Genomic DNA, 21,936 nt, shown 5'->3' on the forward strand with positions numbered 1-21,936 from the left:
AAAATATCGGTCACGCATCAAGCCATTGATGCGGAGCTGGTATCGAGCGCCGGAGGCAGGCAAGGCAAAGACCTGGCTTGTTTATGAACGAAGTGACCGTGGAGACCGCGTCGGCAAGGCGCTGCGCCGAATGGTATCCAGTCCCAAGGCGCAGTTCCGGTGGCGGAATCCGGAGGCCAATCCATACATCTTCCGGAGCGAATCTCGCAGCACCGTCACCTCAAACTATCATGATGTTGCTATGGCCATGGGCCAAGATTGAATAGAGAGCCGTATGCGCTGAAAGGTGCACGTACGGTTCGGGGAGGAGAAGCGCATCCGCGCTTCTTACTCCACTCCCGATGGCGCGCGGCTTTGTCTATCTGGCCGCCGTCGTCGACTGGTTCAGCCGGCGCGTGCTCAGCTATCGCGTGTCGATCACGATGGAAGCGGACTTCTGTGTCGGGGCGCTGGAGGAAGCCCTGACAAAATATGGCGCGCCCGGCATTTTCAACACCGATCAGGGTAGCCAGTTCACCAGCGAGCCCTTCACCGACGTTCTGATCGCCAACGAAATCGCGATCAGCATGGATGGTAAGGGCGCATGGCGCGACAATGTCTTCGTCGAGCGCATCTGGAAATCGGTCAAGTATGAAGAAGTCTATCTGCATGCCTACGACAGCGTCGGCGTGGCGCGCGCCTCGCTTGGCCGATATCTGGATTTTTATAATCGACTGCGCCCCCATTCCAGCCTTGACCGGCGCACGCCCGACGAGGCCTACTTCGATCCGACGCCCTTCATGGCGGCGGCATGAGTTTTCCGCCGCCGGGTGTTGGATGCGACTACGGTCGGGCTATCGCCCTCCCTGCGTCACACCCAACACCCGGCGCAATCGAATGAACGAAACCCGGCGGAACGCCACTTATCATTCGCGGGAAACTGTTCAGACAACCGGAACCAGCGCTCATCAACTGGATGAGCACGAACTCTTGGTACGCGATTAGGATACGTTGACCAAGAACGAAGCCGCTAGCAGGGGCGTGAAGGGCGAGTCGACTAAGGCGCCTCCTGGCTGAAAAAGATCGTGGGCATTCACCTCTCAGACAGGAGATCGGCCAATGGCCGAGATGAGCCCTCTTCATCGACGCATGATCGGAACATTTTTGCACCGTTCGCCGGGCCGGCTCGACTGGAGGACGTGCGCACCTGCCAAGGTATAGATCTGGTCTCCATCGGCATCTCATGGCCGGCACTGAACCAGGTCGTGTGCGCCCTCCGGTTCTGGTACGACGTGACGCAGGGGAAGTCGATGATTCGGGAGAGGATCCGTTACGCGCGCGAACCGCGCAAGATTCCGGTCGTGCTGAGCGTCGACGAGGTTGGCCGGACACGCCGCAGCCGGGGCGCGCGACCGCAAAGGAGGCAGGAAATTCGCGCTCATCAAAACTGAGATTCGCCCCGCGCAGTCCGCTATGGCTCAAGGCGGCACTTCCGACTCTGATCTCTGCTACTAAGAACTCGGGATTGAGCGCGTCATCCTAAACCGAAATGTCGACTCCAAGGGTGAACTTTAGAGCATGCGGAAGCGGGTACTCGGTCATGCCTGGAAGTACTGACCCATTGCTCAACATCGCAAGAACAAACTGGCAGTAGTGGCAGCCGTGAATTGAATAATCGGCTCGTTGAAGGTAAAATACGTATGCAGCACGAAGATCCTCATCCGTCCGTTCCAACGACGCTTGTCCCGCTTCGGAACCAGGTGTTTCGTTCGATCTGGATATCTACACAGATATCCAGCCTCGGATGGCTCGTGCAAACAGTTGCCATCAGTTGGCTCATGGTCACCATTTCGGCTTCCGACCTGATGGTCGCACTCGTTCAGGCCGCATCCACATTACCGGTGTTCCTCCTCTCAATTCTCGCCGGCGCCATCGCCGATAACTTCAGCCGCCGATGGGTGATGTTTACGGGGCACTGCTTGATAGCATTGGCATCAACGACGCTGATGATTTCGGTGGGTCTAGGATTTGTCCATCCTTGGCTGATACTCGGACTGGGTTTCCTGGCCGGCTGCGGATTCGCTTTGAATGATCCGGCCTGGCATGCTTCCGTTGGCGATATCCTTCACAAGCGCGACATTCCGGCTGCGGTGACGCTTTTGTCTGTCGGGTACAACATTGTGCGTAGCGTTGGTCCGGCTTTGGGGGGCGTAATCCTGGCATTCTTTGGACCCCTGGCCGCTTTCGCCTTGGCCGCGCTGAGTGATCTGGCGCCGCTAAGCGCAATATGGCGCACCAAATGGAAAGTTCGCTCTTCGCCTCTCCCTCGCGAGAGAATGGCGACGGCGATTCACGACGGAGTCCGCTTCACGGCGATGTCCTTGGAGATCAGGGCGGCGATCGCCCGTGCAACCCTTTTCGGGTTGGCCAGCATCTCCATCCTCGCGCTGCTCCCTCTCGTCGTCCGGGATCAGTTGAAAAGCGGGCCAATCGTCTACGGCATTCTGCTGGCCGGCTTCGGCATGGGTGCTTTCATCGCGGGCATGAGCAACGGCTTCCTGAGGCGGATCACGTCTCAAAACAGGCTGGTGGCGTTTGCCTCTGTCGCTTGTGCAACATGTTGCCTTTCCCTTGCATTTACATCGTCGGTCGCTGTGGCGGCCATTTCGCTAGCACTCGGTGGCGCGGGTTGGCTTATCACCTGGACGGGCATTGACGTATCGGTGCAGCTGGCAAGCCCAAGGTGGGTTGTCGGCCGCACGCTCTCGATCTACTACGCCTTGAGCGCTGGCGGTATGGCTGCCGGCAGCTGGATTTGGGGTTCTGTCGCCCAGAACTACTCGTTGACCTGGGCATTGATGGGTGCCGCAGGGGCTCTGTTGCTGGTTGCGGCGGTGGGGATAGTTTTGCCCATACGTCCTTGGGAAGAATCAGATCAAGAAAGTTCGGATTTTCGGGCACCGGAACTGGCACTCGATCTGAAGCCCAGGAGTGGCCCGATCGTTGCCAAGGTCGAGTATCTTATATCCGATAAGAATATCGACGCCTTTCTCGGCTGCATGCGCGCAAAGCGCCACGCTCTTAGCCGTGCCGGTGCACGAAACTGGACGCTCCAGCGCAACCTTCAAACGCCTTCACTTTGGACAGAGACATTCCGCACGCCGACCTGGATGGACTTTCTTCGCCTGAATCATCGGCTCACGGCAGCGGACAAGGAAGTAGGCCAGCACCTTCTCGCCTTGCATGATGGAGAGCTTTCTCCTCACACAGTGCTTTCGATCGAACGAACCACCGAGGCAGCTCGTACCCGTGCCTCAACAATCTTTTCTCGTCCTCCGAGGTGACGTCATGATGAAGCTGTTAGCCGATGAACAGGCGCAATACCCCTGGGCTGCCAGAGCACAAGGTTCGCACGGTGCCCTCTCTGCAGGAACAGATCTGTAGACTGACGTTCCACACTGCAATCTTGTGCGAATTTGGCAAAAAAAGCCGAATAACACTACAAAGACTCCTCACATTATACGGAATCAGAGGTAGTCTCCAAAATTTCTAACGAACATATCCACGTAAAAGGACCGCGCAAATCAGGTAGCTTGTCCACTGTCGCGATCCCGACAGAATTGTATCGTCGCTAACAAACGGACCAGCCGCGCAAAGCCAACCTATTGCAATAACAACGGCTTTTTAGCTGGCATGGTTCTTGCCACTTGAACTGTAACATGCGCTCCGGCACAGAGCCGCTTCCAGCGGATCTCACGACCATTGTGCATGTGTAGGCCAAAGGACTTTTCTGCAGCGAGGTCAGGGCGACGATGAGTAATCGTCCCGTTTCACCGAGTTCATTGGACCTGAGTTTATGGAGGAGGTCATACAATGAGCAAGGCGATTTCGTTCGGGGCGGAAGTCTTGCCGGTGACGGCGTCATCGACGACCCTTCGCGAGCTCATTCTTTCCAACGACCTGACATTTTTGATGGAAGCGCATGATGGGCTTTCAGCAGCGATTGCCGAGCGTGCCGGCTTTCGCGGGCTCTGGGCCTCTGGTCTTTCCATCGCCTCGGCGCTTGGCTATCGGGACGCCAACGAAGCGAGCTGGACGCAAGTCGTCGACGTCGTCGAGCGCATGGTCGATGCGACGCACGTCCCTGTTCTTGTCGACGGTGACAGCGGCTTCGGAAATTTCAACAATGCTCGCTTGGTCGCGCGGAAGCTTGAGCAACGAGGCGCCAGCGGCGTCTGCCTTGAAGACAAGGGATTCCCGAAAATGAACTCCTTCGTCGGCGATCGGCATCTGCTCGCTGACATTGACGAATTCTGCGGCCGGCTCAAGGCCGTGAAAGACACGACGGGACCGGATTTCGTCGTCGTCGCGCGGATCGAGGCGCTGATCGCCGGTCACGGTCTCGATGAGGCGCTGTCCCGGGCCGAAGCTTATGCAGAAGCCGGCGCCGACGCAATTCTCATCCACTCCCGCGAGGCCGTCGCAGACGAGATCCTGACCTTCGCCAAGGAATGGAACAACAAGCTGCCGGTCGTCATCGTCCCCACCAAATACTACAAAACACCGGCTTCGGTCTATCGTGGCGCCGGCATTTCGGCCGTCATCTGGGCCAACCATTCGATGCGGGCGGCGATCGCTGGCATGCGAGACATCTGCGTCCGCATCTGGTCGGAAGAAAGCATCGCCGGGATCGAGGACCAGGTTGCCGGCCTCGACGAGTTGTTCAGCCTGATCGGCTACGACGAACTGGCTCAGGCGGAAGGGCGGTATCTGCCGAAGCACATCACACAGCCCCAGGCATTGAAAGAACCAACCAAACTTGGTTGCGGAGGGTGCACATGCTTGCGCGACGGATGAGCTTGTTCGGCTCAAGCGGCACGGCAGCAGCGCGCGCTGCAGCAAAGGCGGCTGCTGATGCCGGGATAGAGATTGTTGATCTCACGGCCGGCGAGATCTGGAGCGATCTGGCACCGACGATCCGGGACGGAGCGATCGAGGCGATTCGACAAGGCCTGAACCGCTACACTGACACCATCGGTTTGATGGAGTTGCGCGAGGCGCTGGCACGGAAGGTATCGGTCGAGACAGGGCAGCTCTGGCGGGCCGACGAGCTCGCCGTGACGAACGGCGCCAAGCAGGCTCTTTTCAACGTGGCGATGACGCTGATCAATCCCGGCGACCAGGTCATCATTCCCGCACCCTACTGGACGACATTCCCAGCGCAGGTCCAGATCGCCGGCGGCACCCCAGTCCATATCGACACGCGAGGAAACGGCTACGTTCCACAGATCGACGACATCCAACGCGTCATCACGCCGATGACCCGGGCCATCGTCGTCAACACGCCCGCCAACCCCAGCGGCGCCGTCTACGACGCGGAGACTCTTTCGGGCATCGCCCAGCTGGCGATGGATCGGGACCTCTGGATCATCTTCGATGAATGTTACGGCCCCTTCACCCATGATGGCCATCGGCATCATCCGGTCGTGTCACTGGCCCCGGAGGTCCGAGCTCGGACGGTGATCGTCAATGCCTTCTCCAAAAGCCTGGCCCTCACCGGCTGGCGCATCGGGTATCTCGCTGCGCCGAAGGAACTGATCTCGGCTGTCAAGGCGCTTCAGTCGCACACGACATCGAACCCGAATGTCGTTGCCCAGCACGCCGTGCTGCACCACCTCCGTGAGGGAGATGGCGCCTTTGAAGCCCGGCTCAAGGGTCAATTGACGGCGGCGCGGCAGGCTGGGCTCACCGCCCTCTCCGAGCTGCGGCGCGTGCCGATACCTGAAGCACAGGGCGGGATCTATTTCTATCTCGATCTGTCCGGCCTGTTGCGGCCGACGCTCGCCAATGGTCGCGCCAGGACGGCCGACGACATCGTGGCCGCACTGCTCGCGCAGGCCGGCGTGGCCGGCGTGTCAGGCACTGCCTTCGGCGATCCCATGGGGCTCAGGCTCTCCTATGGCATTCCGCCGGAGCAACTCGAGCCGGGCCTTGAGCGTGTGGTCAGCGTCCTTAACGCCTGGAACCGAAGGAATCGTCGCAGCAACCAAAAAGGCTTAGACCCATGACTGCAATTGCTCCGAGAAAGGCGGTGATTCTTGCCGCCGGGTTTGGCTCGCGCCTGCGTCCGCTCACCGATCTGAGGCCGAAGCCGCTGGTCGAAGTCAATGGCACGCCGATCCTTCACAACGCCTTGCGGAACCTCGAGGCAGTCGGCGTGCGGGAGGTGACGATCGTCGTCGGCTATCGCAAAGACGCGATCCAATATTCCTGCGGCCGACGCTTCGGTGGGCTCGATATCAATTATGTCGAGTCGACGGTCTTCGACCGCACGGGCAGCGCCTATTCGCTCTGGCTGGCACGCGACGCGTTACTATCGGGAGACTGCTATCTTCTCGAGGGCGACGTCTTCTTTGAGGAGGACGCGCTTCGGCGCTTGACAATAGATGACGCGGCGAATTCAGCCGCAGTAGCGCCTTTCCATCGGTCGATGGAGGGCTCTGCAGTAATCTTGTCCGAAGGCGGATTTATTTCCGAGGTTCGGCTTACACAAACAGCTGCGGACCTAGTTTCCGGCGGCCCGCCTCTCTTCAAGACAATGAATCTCATTCGCTTCTCCGACGCCACGCTGCGCACGATAATCGTGCCTGCCCTTGATGATCTCATCGGTTCCGGTGCGATCAAGGCTTACATGGAGGAGCTTCTTGCTCATCTCATCGAAAGCCGCGGCCTCCGGCTTGCGGCTGCCCGCTGCGATGAGCTGCGATGGTACGAGATAGACAGCGAGGCCGATCTAAGAACTGCAGAAGACATATTTTCACCTTATGCGGATCCCCTTTTCCGGCATCAAATCGTGTCGAGATAGGATCGGAGGGCTTCCAATGTTCATCTATCTCTCAGACCGCGCGAACCAGATCACGATGCTTGGCCTCCTGGCATCAGGAACCGCGCTCTATTTTGCGCAATCGGGCAAACCGGAGCTTGCCATCGCGGCAGCGCTCTGGGCGGTCTTAGCAGACCATTTCGACGGAGTGGTCGCGAAGCGAACGAAAAACCGGTCGGCAGAGACGGCCAATATGGGGAAGAGTCTGGATGGATTTGCTGACCTCCTGTACGGCGCCGTCATTCCGGCTGCGGTACTAATGCAAATCGGAACAGGCGGTGTCTTGCCGTTTGTAACGGGGCTCGCTCTAATACTCGCTGGTGCTTTGCGATTGAGTTATTTCAGCAATTTCGGGATGTCCGCAAAAGGGTATTTCACCGGCGTTCCGCTTTCTTACGACGTTCCGCTCATGGCAGTTCTTATGCTTATCTCAGCGTGGATTCCTGTCCCACTGTGGAACACTGCTACATGCGGACTCTTCTTGTTGCTTGCAGTTCTGCACGTGCTGCCCATCGCCGTGCCAAGTATGAATCGCACAATGTATGCAGCGGTCACCGTCTTCGCGGTCGTGGCATCAATATTCCTAGCTTATCGCGGCTTTTCTGCGGGGTAGCCAGCCGAAGCAGTCCGTCTCTCACCTCACGGTAAAGGGGCTCGCAAATGGGCGATCTAGGCGCTGTCGCCGAACACTATGTTAGCTGCCCTCTTTATGCGGCGGTAGCGCTCGATGTGATCTCCTCTTTCATCCTGGCAAGACGACCGGGCGCAGTCGTTGCAGATGTCGGGGCGGGAAGCTCACCGGCATGTTGGCCCAACGGGGTTTGCATGGTTACGCAATCGAACCGAGCAAGGGAATGTCGGATCAGATAGTGCACACTAAACCGGGCGGATTCGGCAAGTGCTTTCGATTGCCATGCCGCATTATGAGGCGAGGAGGGCGGCCACCTACTTGGACATGTGGAGGTCCTACCACGATGTCCCGAGCCAATCGGCTGCGAACGCTGGGGCGAGATCCTTAAAACCTGTGCTGGATCGCGTAGCTGGGAAAGTCATCACACTCTATCACACCCATGCGTGGACGGGTCGGTCAATCTGGACCGAACCAAAATTGGATAGATATGGAGGCCTAGATTATGCAACCTACACCTTTGCCTAGCGAGCCCCTCAGTCGTTCACTCGTTCATGATTTTCCCGGCGGATATTGGCGCTATGGTATCACCGATCATGTTCTGCTGGTAAATCTATACTTTCCGCCCCATGGTTTCTATACCGCGCTTGGCGAGCGGCTTCCCGAGCTCATCAGTTGCTATCCGTCACCGCAGCCACATCTTGCTGAGCAGTTGGGCAGCTTGATTTCCCAAGATCCGCGGAACCTCGCTGTTGGCAATGGCGTTGCGGAACTGATTCATGCGAGCATCCAAGCGCTAAACTGGCGCTTAGCCGTTCCGACACCGACCTTCAATCCATACGAGCAGGTGGTGTCGCCCGAACGACTGGCGCGGTTTCCTTTACCTGCTCCGGACTTCGAGCTCGATGTCGAGAAGTTCGCCTGGCATGCAATAGCGCATAACGCCGACGCGGTCGTTGTCATTTCGCCGAACAATCCAACCTCTAGGGGAGTTTTGCGGCAGGAGCTTCTCGACCTCACAAAAATACTTTTAGCGCGAAATATTCGAATCATCGTCGATGAATCGTTCGTCGAATTCACCCCAGAGGGTGCATCCGGAAGTATCGAGGACAGAGTCCAAGAATATCCAAACCTGGTGATATTCAAAAGCCTCGGGAAGATATTCGGCGTTTGCGGACTACGTCTCGGTTACATGCTCGCAAGCGATCAAAAGCTGATATCATCCGTGCGGAGAAATTTGCCAGCTTGGAATGTAAGTACTTTAGGAGAGTTTTTCCTCCACGCTCTGCCGAGCTACCAGCGCGAAGCGGAGGAAAGCTGGACTCAGGTGCGCCGGGATCGCGACCAGCTCTATTCAGAACTCGCAAAGATCCCTGATATGCATGTACTTCGGCCCGATGCAAACTTCGTCTTCTGCCGCCTTCCAGATGATTGGCCAGATGGAGCCGCGCTCGCGGAAAAGCTCCTTGCGCACCATCGGGTCCTGATTCGCCACAGCGGGGCTAAAACGCTCAGCAATGGAACTCGGTACCTGCGTATTGCTGCGCGGACGTTCGACGAAAACAGGCTTCTTGTAGAGCGCCTTCAGGAGGTCGCCGAAACGTAGTGTCGGTACGAAACGGAGAAAGAAAAATGGCAATCCAATGGAAAATCCAGCGTGTCCCAGGTGTGGCCCCGGGGGAGAAGCTCGGGATCGGCTTTTGGTCCCGCTGACAGCGGTCGCGACCGCCGGCGTATACAACGGCGACATCGCCGAGCAAACAGGGCTGGATCGATAGTTGCAGGAACAAGGGACTGGCAAGTAGAATCTCCTTTCCATCTCAATCTATCTCAGCGACGTCAAAGAGAAGCTTTCGACGATATCTGGGTGGAGTGGAGTGGAACCTGCCCATTGGCCTCAGCGCGCATGCGTCCAAGCCGAGCTGGAACATGGCATACGAGTGGTTGTCGCGTTGGAAAGGCGCAACAGGCATCGGCGCATCACGCTCATGGTCGCCTTTTCCTTCGTCGAAGGCTTGCCTCCGCCCAAACATGTGGCCCTACCATTCCGCCGTTCCGCTCTCGATGTAGGTCGAGGCTCCGACCTGGACACGCCGAAGAACCTGCCTGAAACGGCCAAGCCCCGCATCAAAAGCTTCACTGCGACTTTCGGGGGCGGCCTTCTGACCTGGCTCCACAACTTCGGTCAGAACCCGGCCGGTCATGCTTTCCGGCTGCGCTATCTCCAAGAGGTGCAGAATGGTCGGTGCGAAATCGCAGATCCCAGATGGGACCACGGAAACGGCCCCCTGCCCGGGGAAAGCCGAACCGGCAACAACACCGAGGGCGACCAGTTCCCTAGGATGAAGACCACCATGAACGCCGAGGCCTGCACGGCGGCTGTTTTCGTAGAACGTGCCGCCGACAAGGCCGAATGGATCGACACTGTCATTCGCGCGGAAGCAAAAGGACACGTCCGGCGCGCGGACATGATCGATGAAAACAAGGTGGCTGCCGAGACTGCCGAGGGCGATGCCCTCGATATCATTCTTAGCGCGGGTAAAGACCGGCCCGCACCACGGCTCGCCGGTGATCGTGGCCACGATCCGAGCGATCCGTTCGTCGCTTGGGTCAGGGAGATAGAGCGCGCCGACCTGCCCGGGCACCACCACGACATCGACATCCGGTGCGGGTGCCGTACCGGGTCGGTAGCCCGCATCGCGCAGGCGCTCGACGACCGAAACCTGGGTATGACCCGTGATGTGTCCGTGGTCGGAGATCGCGATGATCTGTACGCCTTCAGCACGTCCCTCCGCTTCCCACCAGTCGAGCACCCGGCCAAACTGGCGGTCGCAATGCGCGATGATGGCCCGAGTCACCTCAGCGCCTGTGCCGTGGAAGTGCGAGCTGAGGTCTGGCTCGCCGTAGGAGAGGACCGTGACGTCCGACCGATATTTCGGCCAAATGACATCGAGAAATGCTGAAGTGATCCAGTCTTGGCCGGCCTTGTCAGGCTTAGTGCTGGGCGGTTTCGGCGGCAACGGCCCCACAAGCTCTTCGGCTTCAGCCAGCAGATCGTCCGGCGTGCAGGCCTCGCGGAAATGCCCCGAGAGCCGAACATGCCCGAAATCCTCCGCCTTGTGGTGGAAAAAGCGCGTTGTGCCGGGCGAGTTGGTGGCCAAGACGGCAAGACTCCGACCGGCCGAAGCGAGGATTTCCCCCAGTGTCTGTGTGGACATCAGCCGCCCACCGCTTTCCAGGTCAAGCTTGCGCAGGAGAACCGCGTCTGCTGTGTCGATGTAGCGGGACGGAGTGACTGAACGGTCGACATATATGTTCCCAACCATGCCGTGCCGGCTCGTGGTCGAACCGGTCACCAAGCTGGGAAAGGCCGAGCGGGTTTCGCTTGGATAGACCGTGCGATGGTTCGACAGAGTGATGCCTTGGGCCTGTAGACGGCAGAGGTTCGGCGTCAGGTCGGGTGCGACTAGGTCAGGGCGCAGGCCGTCGAAACTGACGATGAGGAAGCGCATACCGTGTATCTCGCAGTTCACGTTGACAAAGACGCCATTTCGCAGCAGTCGCATATCGCGAGGTCACGCGACAAAGACCAGAATGGTTCGGAAGACTCGGCGCCGATAATGAATTGATTTTCCAACATGAACGCTCCGAGACCGCGGACATACCAGGGCCACTCATATGGGAGCACCATGCCGGGCTCAATTTCCGTCGTTTCGTTCGAGCAACCGATTGCCCCACGCTCCAATACAATCGTTTCATTTGTGAAACCTTGCATCTGTTTGATCCTCTTGTCCCTGATGAGGCGGCAGCCTTCGCTGCGTTCCCACGTTACTGCAGTCCCTTGTCCAACCGGTCGCGCAGCCAGTCGCCCAACAGGCTGATGGAGAGGGTCGTCGTAACGATCAGCGCAGCTGGCGCAAACATGATCCATGGCGCACGTGTCATATACTCCCGGCCATAGCCGAGCATGTTTCCGAGGCTCGTCATCGGGGGCTGAACGCCAAGGCCCAGAAAGGACAGGCTGCTTTCCATGAGGATGATCTCCGGGAAGGTCAGTGTCATGGAAACAATGAGCGTCGATGAGATATTCGGGAGGATGTGCCGCAGATATACCTGCATTGGGCTCGCACCCAATTGACGGGCGGCGCCGGCGTAGCCTTGCGCACTGGCGGCGATCGCAAGCCCGCGTGCGATACGGGCATAGCGCTCCCAGCCGTAAAGCCCCATCAGTCCAATGAACAACGGCAAAGCGTTCCCGAAAAACGCAAGGACCGACAGGGAAAGGATGAGGAATGGCATGGCTGCCTGGAAGTCAGCGAGCATCAGGATGAACTGTTCGACCCGACCTCGAAAGTGGGCCGCCGCAAAGCCCATGGTCGTGCCGAAGCACGCCGAAATCAGCGTTGCCGCCAGAGCGACCAGAACTGAGATACGAACGGACACGATCAATCGCGATAGAATATCGCGTCCCAGTTCGTCCGTTCCAAGCAGATGCTGCGGATGGAATGGCGAAGCCAACCGGTTTGGCAGATCAAGAGCGGTGTATCGGTACGGAGCGATTTGATCGGCGAGCAGCGCTATACCAATGACAAAAACAATCCAGAGCAGGCTGGCGATGACGGTGAATGGGATTGGTTGGTGTTCGGTGTTCTTCCGCGTGCCAGCTGCCGTTTCGCTCACTTTTTCCATCATGTTCATTCTCAGTGTCCTCCGGAGGAGTTGGCTTCGGCCAGGCGCGGGTCGAGGAAGCCGTAGAGGAAGTCCACGATGAGATTGGAAAGCACCATTGCGACGGCGACCAGCAGGAGAATGCATTGCACGACCGCCAGATCGCGGGCTGTCACCGACACGACCAGCAGATTGCCGACACCCGGCCAGGAGAACACGCTCTCGACCACAACCGAACCCGCAATCAGATTGCCAACCATGAAGCCGACAATGGTAACGGTTGGAATCGCGGCGTTCGGCAGCGCGTGACCACGCACAACCGCGGCCCAGGGGATTCCCTTTGCGCTGGCGGTACGGATGTAGGGCTGCCCCAGCACCTCCAGCATTGCACTTCGAACGAATCGGGCAAGCACCGCGGCGCCGCCAACGCCTAGAGTGATGATCGGCAGGATGAGATGCTGCAAACTGCCGGTGCCGCCGGTCGGCAGCCAGGCAAACCAGATTGCAAGGACTTGAACCAATACGAGGCCGAGGACAAAGCTTGGTACCGTATAACCTGCGACCGCCGTGACCATGACGGCGCGGTCAATGGCGCTGTCCCTATGCAAAGCGGCATAGATACCGGCTGGAATGCCAATCGCCAACTTCATCAGGAGCGCAGGCAGGGTCAGCATGAGGGTCGCCGGGATACGTCCCAGGACAAGATCAAGCGCGGGCCCGCCTCCACGCATCGAACGGCCGAACTCGCCTTGAAAGATTGCTGCGAAGTAATGGAGATACTGCATCCAAAGTGGCTGATCCAGATCCCACTCCCGGCGAAAGGCGGCCATGGCCTCGGGCGAGGCGTCGTCCCCCATGATGCTGCGGGCCGGATCTCCCGAGAGCCTGAGCACGATGAAGGCGAACGTGACCACCAGCGCGACTGTCAGAACGGCACGTAAGACACGGATAGCAAAAAACCGAAACATCAGGATCCAACCTCCTTGGTCGGCGGGTTGGTATGCACGGCATGACAGGCAACGGAGCGTCCGTCCGGCAGAGTTGAGAATGTGGGGGAGACCCTCACGCACTCCGGCCGCGCGATGGCACAGCGAGGGTGGAACGCGCAGCCGGTCGGACGGGCTGCAGGGTTGGGTGGTTCACCTTTGAGTATGATGCGCTCGCGGGTGCGCCGGCCTGCAACAGGTACCGCTGAGACAAGCGCCTTAGTATAGGGGTGGGTGGGGCTCGAGAGCAGAAGATGTGTCTCGCCAAATTCGACGATACGGCCGAGATACATCACAGCCATACGCTGACTGACCTGGCGAACCACTTTCAGATCATGACTGATGAAGAGGAGACTGAGACGCAATTCCTTCTGAAGGTCCATGAGGACGTTCACGACCTGGGCCTGGATCGAAACGTCGAGAGCCGAGACCGGCTCGTCGCAGACCAGCAACGCCGGTTGCATGATCAGCGCCCGAGCAAGAACAGCACGCTGACGCTGCCCACCCGACAGTTGATAAGGCAGGCTCGTGGCATGACTCGCATTCAGGCCAACCGCGTCGAGCATAGCCAGCGCTTTGTTGTTACGCTTCGATGCAGACCCGATGTCATGGATGTCCAGTGGTTCCCGGACCTGATCAATGATCGACAGTCGGCGGTCCAGCGCAGCGAGCGGATCCTGGTAGATCATTTGCATTTGCGCTCGCATACGGCGCCACGCTGGTGTATCGGCGGCCGGCAGTTCAGTACCGCGGAAGAGCACATATCCGCTGTTCGGCCGTTCAAGGCCGAGCGCGATCCGTCCTGTGGTTGATTTTCCCGAACCGGATTCGCCGACGAGAGCCAGCGTCTGCCCCTCTTTCAGAGACAGTGAGACTTCATCGACAGCATGGACAGGCACTTTTTTTCCGAAGAGACCCTGCCGCGTCGAATAGCTGCGCGAAATGCCGTGCAGGTCAAGAATGCTTGCAGTCATGCCAGCACGCTTGTCTTGAGTTTTAAGGGCTGCTGGGCCTCCGTGGCGGGCCCTGCTATGCAGGCGGAGAAGCGGCCGGCTTCGGTTTGCGCGAGTGGCGGAATGGTTACTTCACAAACCGCCATACGTTGCGGACAACGGGGCGCAAACGGGCACCCCGGAGGCATGGTTGCCGGCTCCGGCACCTGCCCCTCGATGGGAATGAGCCGTCGCAACGCGCCTTCGAAAGGCGGCAAGGCCGCAAGAAGCCCCTGCGTATAGGGATGCCGCGGACTTGCAAAAATCGATTCTGACGGCGCCGTCTCGACGACGAGGCCGCCATACATGACCATAATGCGTTCGCAGGTTTCGGAAACGACGCCGAGATCGTGGCTGATGAGAACAAGAGCCATGCCCGTCTCGCGCCGAACGGTGGTCAAGAGGTCCAGTATCTGGGCCTGGATTGTCGCGTCGAGCGCGGTGGTCGGCTCGTCGGCAACCAGGACGTCCGGCTTCCCGGCGAGCGCCGTGGCGATCATGACCCGCTGGTTCTGACCGCCGGACAGTTCATGGGGATAGGCGTCGAAGCGACGTCCCGCGTCCGGCAGGCCAACGAGCTCAAAAAGACGTTTTGCCTCGGCCCGGATGCTCGATCCTGACAGCCCCTGATGTCGAGCGAGAACTTCGCCAACCTGCCGACCAATTCGGATGACAGGATTGAGCGCGCTCGACGGATCCTGGAAGATCATCGCCACGCGTCCGCCCCTGATCCGGTCGAGCCGCATCGCTGCTGCGCCACGTAGTTCTTCCCCGTCCAGCCGAATGCTTCCCGACACGGTAGCCGTGCGAGGCAGAAGCCCGAGCGCGGCAAGCCAGGTAACGGACTTGCCGCTACCTGATTCGCCTACAATGCCGATTGACTCGCCCCGTGCGACCGTGAGGTCGATCCCCCGAATTACCTGGACGCCGCTGAAGTCGACGGTGAGGCCTTCGATCGTGAGCAACGGTTGCGACGACCAAGCCGCCGGCAAAGCGGATGCTGGTGCGGTGCCGGCGAGATTTGCCATCGCCGTCCCTGCTCGCGTGGTCATCAGTTTTGCGTGTGGGCGGCGTTGAAGGGACCGAAGTTCAGGTCGAGTGTCTGCCCCGGGACCCAGGCGATATCCTTGCGCTTGCCATAGAACTGACCGGAACCGTGGAGGATCACGCAAGGTGGATCTTCCCGGTCGACGATCTCGAGCATCCGGCGGATGATCGACCGGCGCGCCTGTGGATCGGCGGTTTCCTTGAGCTTTTCGCCAAGTCCGAAATATTCTTCATTGCTCCAGATACCCTCTTTGACGTTCCCCCCAGATGATCCGAAGACGCGCCAAGCGTGGCCGAGCGGGTCCGGGAAGGTAGCGGTGTTTGAACTGTCGAAGATTGCGTTTATCGGCTTGCTCCCGATCTGGGCGAAGTTCTCCATCATCTGGAGTTCGACATTGATGCCGACGGCCCGCCACATCTCGACCATGACCTGAGCGCCGGCCACCTGATTGGGATAATAGTTGTTGAGCAATCGGTAGGTGATTGTTTCACCATTGTAGCCGCTCTCGCGTAGGAGTTGACGCGCCAAGTCGGGGTCGTATGCGAGACCGGGGAAGTCCTCGATATACGCATCGCCGAAGCTGGGGAGTTGGTAGCCGTTGGGAATGAGCAGCTTGTCTTGCCAGAGCGCCTGGACGATAGCCTCTCTGTCGATCGCGAGGCTGAGGGCGCGGCGCACGCCTACCTTGCCGAGGATCGGACCGGTCGTATCGATATTCAGTGCGCGGATATTCTGAACGGGGCCGCCGGAGACTTCGAGTTCGGGGTGCTTCTCGATCTCCGAGAACATGTCGGGAGAGAGATCCGTGATGAAGTCCACTTCGCCTGCGATGAGCGCGTTCACCCGTGAAGCCAGTTCCGGGATGATCCTGAAATGAATCCCTTCTAAGGGCGGCAGCCCACCCCAGTAGTCATCGTGAGCAGCCAGAACGACTTCGACATCAAGAGATTGGCTGACGATCCGGTACGGGCCCGTTCCGACCGGCGCAGCCGTCCAGGCATCCCAGGAACCCGCCGCTCCGAAAGCACGCTTGCTGACGATTTCCGAGCCCCACGAGGCCAGCCGTTTCTCGAGCAATGCATCATCGCCTTTGGCATGAACGATGACGGTGTGGCTGTCGATGATCTCGACCTTTTCGATGGTGTCCAGAGTCTCCATGGCGGTGACCTTTCCTGCCATGTCTGGCCCAAGCAGGTGCTCAGGACTTAAAGTGAAGGCGACATCCTCAGCGGTGAACTCACCGTCATCATGGAACTTCACACCCTTGCGCAGGAAAAGACGAACTGACTTGGCGTTCACCCGTTCCCAACGCTCCGCAAGGGCCGGACGTAACGTCATAGCGGACGTCTGGTCGAAGGCGAGCAATGTGTCGAACATCTGCGGCGCTAGGCGCCGTGTCGCGGTGTGAGCGTACAAAACAGGCTCGACGGCGGGAGGGAAGCCGGACATGCCGATTCTAAGTGTCCGGCGAGCGGCGCCCTGGGCCTTCGCTGAAGGTACTCCAGTCATTGCCAGAAGACTGCTTGCCGCCCCGGCTACCAATAGATTGCGTCGCGTTATCGAAAACATGTGAGTACCTGGCTCCTGTGTAGCTTCGCGAAGCACGATGTCGCTTCGGGCTGTGGGATCTCTTTGTTTACGGCCATCGGCACTTCTCGGTGCCCGGCGAGAACGAGCGGGAGTACTCACTCTGATTGCTACAACAGCATGACAATCATCGAATAATGCGATAACAAACACGCTCCTTTGGATGAATCCAGGAAGGCGGCTAAAACCGACCATGTCAGACGGCAAAGATCTTTCGCTCAATGCTGTTCGGGCTTTCCTGCAGGTCGCACGCGACAACAGCGTCACCCGGGCTTCGAAAACCCTTGGCATCACCCAGAGCTCGGTGAGCCGCCACCTCGCGGTATTGGAAGAGTATTTCGGCGCCAAGCTGCTCGAACGGCACGGACGCCAGAGTCAGTTGACGGATTTCGGGCGGCTATTCGCCGATGCCGTTGCCGAGCCGCTCGACACGATTTTCTTTACGGCAAAGCGGATGCGCCGCGGTGACGGGAAAGATGCCAAGCGGCTCGTCGTCAGGACCTCGCTCTCGACCTTTGCCTATACGCTGCTCATTCCCAATTTGAACGACTTCTCGAAGGAAATGGGCGGCGTCACGGTCGACGTCATCAGCACCCTGTCGGCCCCCGCCTCAACCGACAGCTTCGACGTGCTTCTGACCCGAGACCTGACGCTGACCGAACCGGGAGATCGATGGGATTTCTACGACGAACAACTCGTCTGCGTCGGGGCGCCCGACTGTGTCGCCGGCCGCGGGCTCGAAGCGCTGCGCACCACACCGGTGATTGCCGTCACGTCGCGGCCGGACATCCTGCCGACCTGGCTTCGCGGCATGGACCTGAAGACGTCGGACATCATCTCCGGGGCACGCTACGACCACCACTACCTGGCCCTGTCGGCGGTAACGACCGGTCAGACCTTGCTGGTCACACCCAATATCATCGTCGCGGATCTGATCAGGCAGGGCCTCCTGGACGTGCTGCCCGGCTCGCGCGCGCCGAGCGGCATGCAGTACCGGGCCTATGCGGTCGATCGCAGTGGCAATCCGGATCTCGCCCGCGCCTTCTGCCGTTGGCTCATTAGGCTTTGCCGGAAAAAGACCGAGGAGGAGAACACCGGGAAATAATTGCTGACCGCAACATCGCAAAACGCGATCCTTTTGGCCGCTTTTCGCGATGCCAAAACTGGCGAGCTAAGGGCGCCTCATCTAGCTCTGGGCATAAACTCCCCTGCTTTGAGGAAAGTCCATTGCCGCTACTCGCCAAAAGACTGCAGGCCGTCCGCCCCTCCCAGACAAAAGCCATGACCGCCAAGGCGAGCGCCTTGCGCGAACAAGGCGTCGATATCGTCACACTGAGCCAGGGCGAACCGGACTTCGACACGCCAGAATCCGTCCAGCAGGCCGGCATCGCCGCCATCCTCGATGGCAAGACGCGCTATACGCCGGTCGCCGGCGTCAAGCCGCTGCGCGAGGCGATTCGGGAGAAGCTCTCGCGCGACAACGGGCTCGATTATGACATCGACCAGATCACCGTCGGCTGTGGCGCCAAGCAGATCGTCTTCAACGGCCTCTTCGCCACCCTCGATGCCGGGGACGAGGTCATCGTCCCCACGCCCTGCTGGGTGTCTTATCCGGACATGGTGCGGCTCGCCGGCGGCCAACCGGTGCTCGTCGCCTGCCACGAGCGGTCGGGTTTCAAGCTGAAGCCGGAACACCTGGAAACGGCTATCACGCCGCGCACCAAATGGCTGATGCTGAATTCGCCGAACAATCCCACCGGCGCGGTCTATTCCAAGGCCGATCTGGCCGCTCTGGCCGAGGTCCTGCGCCGACACAGCCATGTCCACGTCCTTTCCGACGATATCTATGAAAAGCTCGTCTATGACGTGCCTTTCGCGACGATGGCCGAGGCCGCGCCGGACCTCATCGACAGGGTGCTGACGGTCAACGGCGTTTCCAAGTCCAGCGCCATGACGGGCTGGCGCCTTGGCTACGGGGCCGGTCCGAAAGACCTCATCAAGGCCATGAACACGATCGAGGGCCAGACGTCGTCGCACACCAGTTCGATCTCGCAATATGCGGCGATCGAGGCCATTGCGGGCAACCAGGACCACATCGTCGATTTCGTATCCGCCTTCCGCAAGCGCCGCGATCTCGTCGTCGAGCAGATCAATCAAGCAGAGGGCCTGAAGTGTCGCGTGCCGGACGGCGCCTTCTATGTCTTCGTCTCCTGCGTCGGTGTCATCGGCAAAGTGACCGGCAAGGGCAAGGTGATCGAGAACGACTTGGATTTCGCCATGCATCTGCTGGAAGAGTTCGGCGTCGCGGTCGTGCCCGGCAGCGGCTTCATGGCCTCACCCTATATCCGCATTTCCTATGCCGCATCAGAGGACGAGTTGAAGCGCGCCTGTGGCCGCATTCTCGCCGCCTGCACCGCCCTGTCCGAAAGCGAGAAGACGTATGAGCAAAGCGAAGCAACTGCGTGACCGCATGGCCGAACTCGGCCTCGTCCACATCATGGCGGCCCATAGCCCGCTTTCGGCCGTCTTGGCCGAGGAAGCCGGGTTCGACGGGATCTGGGCCTCAGGCTTCGAGCTCTCCGCCCTCTACGGTCTGGGGGACATGAGCCTCATCTCGATGACGCAGCACCTCGACATGCTGCGGGCGATCGCCGGCCGGTCGTCGCTGCCGATCGTCGCCGATATCGACACAGGCTACGGCAATGCGATCAATGTCATCCATGCCATCTCCGAATATGAACGCGCCGGCGCCTCGGCGGTTGTCATCGAAGACAAGACCTTCCCGAAGGTCACCAGCCTCGCCGCCGGCGGCCGCCAGGAACTCCTTCGGGTCGAGGAGTTTCAGGGCAAGATCGAGGCGGCCATCAGCACCCGCACCGACCCTAACTTCCTCGTCATCGCCCGGACAGAAGCGCTGATCGCCGGTCTCGGCGAAGAGGAGGCGCTGAAGCGCGCCAGGGCCTATGTGCAGGCCGGGGCCGACATGATCCTGATCCATTCGAAGAAAAAGGATCCGTCCGAGATCGAAAGCTTCGCGCGGGCCTGGGATGGCCATGTGCCGCTCACCATAGTGCCGAATGCCTATCCGGATCTCGACGCAACCCGCATAAATGCGCTCGGCAATATCCGCATGGTGATCTACGGCAACTACGGCATCCGCGCCGCCACGACCGCCATGCAGGACGCCTTTCGCCGCATCGTCACCGAGGGTGGCGTGCAGAACGTCCATAAGGACATCGTCCCGGTTGAAGAAATCTTTCGGCTTCAGGGCATGGAGAGGACCGAGGCGGACGAGAAACGTTTCCTGCGGTAGGTCGACTTCTGGAAGGGGGAAGCGCGGATGATACGGCAATGGTCGAAACGAGGATTATTGCGGGTGGGCGGCCCAGCCTGGCCGAGGTGACGAACAAACACATGCGGCGCAAAAGGCCGCTGTCGACTGCGTTCAACGCGGTCGTTAGCACATACTCCAAGGAGGAACCGATATGGAAATCATGAAATTGTCTGAGCAACTGATCGAGAAATCTCCGGAAACACTCCAATGGCTGCTTCTTATTGCGGTTATTGCCCCATTTATCAATAACAGCGATAAAAGGGGCCGCGTTTGTTTTGACCGATCCGAGGGTTCATGAAGCCGGCCGGATCGTCAAGAATGTAGTTCGAATCATTTTTGTTGAAATGAAGAGAAAGACAGTTTCCAAATTTGACGACTCGCGCAGGCCACCATCAGGAATTCAACGTGTTGTATCGACATTTTGGTTGTTTGTCGGTTCATTCAGCTTACTAATTATGTCTATTTACTTTATCACCTTTGCGGTGTCTCTCGGGGTTCTAATGGCATTGAAGCCCGACATTCCGCTTTCTGCGATGAGTACCGGTCTTGTGATCGTGCTGTTTTTGTGCTGGCTAGGCCGGGCCTTGTGGGTTCACGGCGCCGATGAAATTCGCGGATGGCTTCTGTCCAGGAACGGAAGGGACAAACCGTAATTTGTGAAATCAGAGAAATGAGAAAAGAGATTGCGGGACGAGAGGCGGCCGCGGGGAAGGGTCCAGAAGGGCTGAAGATGATAGTGACATCGAGAGGATGAGCCGCCCTCCAGCCCGACGAGGCTCAAGGAGCCCGCCATGAACCTCTCCACCCCCGATCCGCAAGATTTATCAAGGCGTCGCCGACCGGCATCAGATGTTCCGCATGTTCGATCGTCATGCCCAGCGCCCGAATCGCTGGCACGACGATGCCGGCCCGCTCTATGCGGGCGAAGGGATTTCGCCCGATCCGGGACATGACTACATGCAGGAAATCCTGCCGCCGCTCTGGATGCGCCACGACATGTTCGCCGTGCGCGAGTTCCTCACCGGCTCGATCACCAGCATCTTCTTCACGCTGACGATCGATGGGCGCGTCCGCCATTTCCACGGTTATTGCGGCCTGTTCGAGCGGGGTTCCCCCGATCGCAGAAGGCGGCGATCATCGAGCGCGAGTCCAGGCCCGTGAAGGCGATGACACGCGCGGAGCGCCTCGAGCACATTTGGTCGAGCACGCATGACGACTATCGTGGCCGGCACACGATCGCCGTGCTCTTTTACGGAGGCCGGCAAGGCACGGTACTGAAGATGCTCAAAACTGGCTCACGGACGCGGAGATCGCCGCCAAGCTGCCGGTGCATCTGCGCTACCTCCCCGACGCGATCGCGGCCTGACCTGGCCACACTCCGATTACAACACTGCGCGGCCGCACTCGCAGATCGCCTGGCAGACGCCGGACGACTTCGCCAGCACCTTCACCCCGCGACGGTCGCTCGCGCTGCGCTACGCCAACGGCTCCGCGCAAGCGCCCGTCGCTTCACCCGCCCAGCAGGGCAAAACCAACGCCGGAAACGAACTCAGAACTGGATAGAAACTGGGGGCAACGTCAGGGCCAATCGCCGTCCGGAGACCGTACCACGACTTTTTCAATAATATCGGCACCATAGGGGGGCAATCGAGTCGTCCTGCCTATCGGTCAGGAGCTGCCGTGGCTGGGAACGAGCTCTGGATCGAAGTAACCGTATTAGTGGGATTGAGCAAGCGAGCGGTGGCCTCACATACAGGCTCGCCGCCGCAGCGGGCGTGGCCTGACCCAGAAGAAGCGCTTGGATGTATCTGTGCGGCGCTTTGAGGTAAGC

17 protein-coding genes and 3 pseudogenes are annotated in these 21,936 nt (G+C 59.4%); 14 read left to right on the forward strand and 6 right to left on the reverse strand.

The window, feature by feature from the left end; translation table 11 throughout:
- The 9 genes and pseudogenes from IQ26_RS23450 to IQ26_RS23490 form a co-directional block, all read left to right on the forward strand.
- Positions 1 to 262 (forward strand): annotated as a pseudogene (locus tag IQ26_RS23450) (group II intron reverse transcriptase/maturase); the annotation flags it as partial.
- A gap of 64 nt (positions 263 to 326) precedes the next feature.
- A pseudogene (locus tag IQ26_RS23455) lies at positions 327 to 794 on the forward strand (transposase); the annotation flags it as partial.
- Positions 795 to 1,064: 270 nt separating this feature from the next.
- Entirely contained in the window at positions 1,065 to 1,430 is a 366-nt protein-coding gene (locus tag IQ26_RS41830; RefSeq protein WP_208760201.1) for a hypothetical protein, read from the forward strand.
- Between the two features lie 249 nt (positions 1,431 to 1,679).
- Entirely contained in the window at positions 1,680 to 3,323 is a 1,644-nt protein-coding gene (locus IQ26_RS23465) for an MFS transporter (protein ID WP_145720710.1), read from the forward strand.
- A 529-nt stretch (positions 3,324 to 3,852) separates the two neighbouring features.
- Entirely contained in the window at positions 3,853 to 4,836 is a 984-nt protein-coding gene (gene aepX, locus IQ26_RS23470) for a phosphoenolpyruvate mutase (RefSeq protein ID WP_240547198.1), read from the forward strand.
- A complete protein-coding gene (locus IQ26_RS23475) occupies positions 4,818 to 6,047 on the forward strand; it encodes an aminotransferase class I/II-fold pyridoxal phosphate-dependent enzyme (RefSeq protein WP_145720711.1) in 1,230 nt (409 codons plus the stop codon). Before aepX ends, IQ26_RS23475 begins: the two co-directional genes overlap by 19 nt.
- Positions 6,044 to 6,844, forward strand: a complete 801-nt coding sequence (locus tag IQ26_RS23480) for a phosphocholine cytidylyltransferase family protein (protein ID WP_145720712.1) — start codon at positions 6,044 to 6,046, stop codon at positions 6,842 to 6,844. Before IQ26_RS23475 ends, IQ26_RS23480 begins: the two co-directional genes overlap by 4 nt.
- 16 nt (positions 6,845 to 6,860) lie before the next feature.
- Entirely contained in the window at positions 6,861 to 7,475 is a 615-nt protein-coding gene (locus IQ26_RS23485) for a CDP-alcohol phosphatidyltransferase family protein (protein ID WP_145720713.1), read from the forward strand.
- A 520-nt stretch (positions 7,476 to 7,995) separates the two neighbouring features.
- Positions 7,996 to 9,096 carry a pyridoxal phosphate-dependent aminotransferase gene (locus IQ26_RS23490; protein WP_145720714.1) on the forward strand — a complete coding sequence of 367 codons (1,101 nt, stop codon included), beginning with the start codon at positions 7,996 to 7,998 and terminating at the stop codon, positions 9,094 to 9,096.
- 433 nt (positions 9,097 to 9,529) lie between these two features.
- Here IQ26_RS23490 and IQ26_RS23495 read toward each other — a convergent pair whose 3' ends face one another.
- From IQ26_RS23495 to IQ26_RS23520, 6 genes are all read right to left on the reverse strand, one after another.
- Complete coding sequence (locus IQ26_RS23495; RefSeq protein ID WP_338101635.1) at positions 9,530 to 11,056, reverse strand: alkaline phosphatase family protein; 1,527 nt, start codon at positions 11,054 to 11,056, stop codon at positions 9,530 to 9,532.
- 262 nt (positions 11,057 to 11,318) lie between these two features.
- Positions 11,319 to 12,182, reverse strand: a complete 864-nt coding sequence (locus IQ26_RS23500; protein ID WP_145720771.1) for an ABC transporter permease — start codon at positions 12,180 to 12,182, stop codon at positions 11,319 to 11,321.
- An 8-nt stretch (positions 12,183 to 12,190) separates the two neighbouring features.
- Positions 12,191 to 13,126, reverse strand: coding sequence for an ABC transporter permease (locus IQ26_RS23505; RefSeq protein ID WP_162458056.1), 936 nt, complete (start codon positions 13,124 to 13,126; stop codon positions 12,191 to 12,193).
- Entirely contained in the window at positions 13,126 to 14,118 is a 993-nt protein-coding gene (locus IQ26_RS23510; protein ID WP_145720716.1) for an ABC transporter ATP-binding protein, read from the reverse strand. Before IQ26_RS23510 ends, IQ26_RS23505 begins: the two co-directional genes overlap by 1 nt.
- Positions 14,115 to 15,164 (reverse strand): ABC transporter ATP-binding protein, encoded by a 1,050-nt coding sequence (locus IQ26_RS23515; protein WP_145720717.1) that lies wholly within the window; start codon positions 15,162 to 15,164, stop codon positions 14,115 to 14,117. The genes IQ26_RS23510 and IQ26_RS23515 overlap by 4 nt, the downstream gene beginning before the upstream one ends.
- A 23-nt stretch (positions 15,165 to 15,187) precedes the next feature.
- A complete protein-coding gene (locus IQ26_RS23520; RefSeq protein WP_240547199.1) occupies positions 15,188 to 16,561 on the reverse strand; it encodes an ABC transporter substrate-binding protein in 1,374 nt (457 codons plus the stop codon).
- Positions 16,562 to 16,964: 403 nt separating this feature from the next.
- Between IQ26_RS23520 and IQ26_RS23525 the strand changes: the two genes are divergently transcribed.
- The 5 genes and pseudogenes from IQ26_RS23525 to IQ26_RS23540 all read left to right on the forward strand — a co-directional run bounded on the left by IQ26_RS23525 (position 16,965) and on the right by IQ26_RS23540 (position 21,471).
- Complete coding sequence (locus IQ26_RS23525; RefSeq protein ID WP_145720719.1) at positions 16,965 to 17,876, forward strand: LysR family transcriptional regulator; 912 nt, start codon at positions 16,965 to 16,967, stop codon at positions 17,874 to 17,876.
- A 176-nt stretch (positions 17,877 to 18,052) separates the two neighbouring features.
- On the forward strand, positions 18,053 to 19,237 hold the full coding sequence (locus IQ26_RS23530; protein ID WP_145720773.1) for a pyridoxal phosphate-dependent aminotransferase: 1,185 nt from the start codon (positions 18,053 to 18,055) through the stop codon (positions 19,235 to 19,237).
- On the forward strand, positions 19,212 to 20,084 hold the full coding sequence (locus tag IQ26_RS23535; protein ID WP_145720720.1) for an isocitrate lyase/phosphoenolpyruvate mutase family protein: 873 nt from the start codon (positions 19,212 to 19,214) through the stop codon (positions 20,082 to 20,084). The genes IQ26_RS23530 and IQ26_RS23535 overlap by 26 nt, the downstream gene beginning before the upstream one ends.
- 172 nt (positions 20,085 to 20,256) lie before the next feature.
- Complete coding sequence (locus IQ26_RS39195) at positions 20,257 to 20,403, forward strand: hypothetical protein (protein ID WP_156090947.1); 147 nt, start codon at positions 20,257 to 20,259, stop codon at positions 20,401 to 20,403.
- Between the two features lie 551 nt (positions 20,404 to 20,954).
- Positions 20,955 to 21,471: pseudogene (locus IQ26_RS23540) on the forward strand (DUF1419 domain-containing protein).
- Positions 21,472 to 21,936: the final 465 nt, after the last annotated feature.

Origin of the sequence: Mesorhizobium tianshanense, assembly GCF_007830515.1 — a bacterium.
Classification (GTDB): domain Bacteria; phylum Pseudomonadota; class Alphaproteobacteria; order Rhizobiales; family Rhizobiaceae; genus Mesorhizobium; species Mesorhizobium tianshanense.

Coding starts and splice junctions, on each gene's coding strand:
- aepX (WP_240547198.1), top strand. CDS start 3,853: ATGAGCAAGGCGATTTCGTTCGGGGCGGAAGTCTTGCCGGTGACGGCG.
- IQ26_RS23505 (WP_162458056.1), bottom strand. CDS start 13,126: ATGTTTCGGTTTTTTGCTATCCGTGTCTTACGTGCCGTTCTGACAGTC.
- IQ26_RS23500 (WP_145720771.1), bottom strand. CDS start 12,182: ATGATGGAAAAAGTGAGCGAAACGGCAGCTGGCACGCGGAAGAACACC.
- IQ26_RS23465 (WP_145720710.1), top strand. CDS start 1,680: ATGCAGCACGAAGATCCTCATCCGTCCGTTCCAACGACGCTTGTCCCG.
- IQ26_RS23520 (WP_240547199.1), bottom strand. CDS start 16,561: ATGTTCGACACATTGCTCGCCTTCGACCAGACGTCCGCTATGACGTTA.
- IQ26_RS23495 (WP_338101635.1), bottom strand. CDS start 11,056: ATGCGACTGCTGCGAAATGGCGTCTTTGTCAACGTGAACTGCGAGATA.
- IQ26_RS23530 (WP_145720773.1), top strand. CDS start 18,053: ATGACCGCCAAGGCGAGCGCCTTGCGCGAACAAGGCGTCGATATCGTC.
- IQ26_RS23490 (WP_145720714.1), top strand. CDS start 7,996: ATGCAACCTACACCTTTGCCTAGCGAGCCCCTCAGTCGTTCACTCGTT.
- IQ26_RS23475 (WP_145720711.1), top strand. CDS start 4,818: ATGCTTGCGCGACGGATGAGCTTGTTCGGCTCAAGCGGCACGGCAGCA.
- IQ26_RS23510 (WP_145720716.1), bottom strand. CDS start 14,118: ATGACTGCAAGCATTCTTGACCTGCACGGCATTTCGCGCAGCTATTCG.
- IQ26_RS23525 (WP_145720719.1), top strand. CDS start 16,965: ATGTCAGACGGCAAAGATCTTTCGCTCAATGCTGTTCGGGCTTTCCTG.
- IQ26_RS23485 (WP_145720713.1), top strand. CDS start 6,861: ATGTTCATCTATCTCTCAGACCGCGCGAACCAGATCACGATGCTTGGC.
- IQ26_RS39195 (WP_156090947.1), top strand. CDS start 20,257: ATGGAAATCATGAAATTGTCTGAGCAACTGATCGAGAAATCTCCGGAA.
- IQ26_RS23535 (WP_145720720.1), top strand. CDS start 19,212: ATGAGCAAAGCGAAGCAACTGCGTGACCGCATGGCCGAACTCGGCCTC.
- IQ26_RS23480 (WP_145720712.1), top strand. CDS start 6,044: ATGACTGCAATTGCTCCGAGAAAGGCGGTGATTCTTGCCGCCGGGTTT.
- IQ26_RS23515 (WP_145720717.1), bottom strand. CDS start 15,164: ATGGCAAATCTCGCCGGCACCGCACCAGCATCCGCTTTGCCGGCGGCT.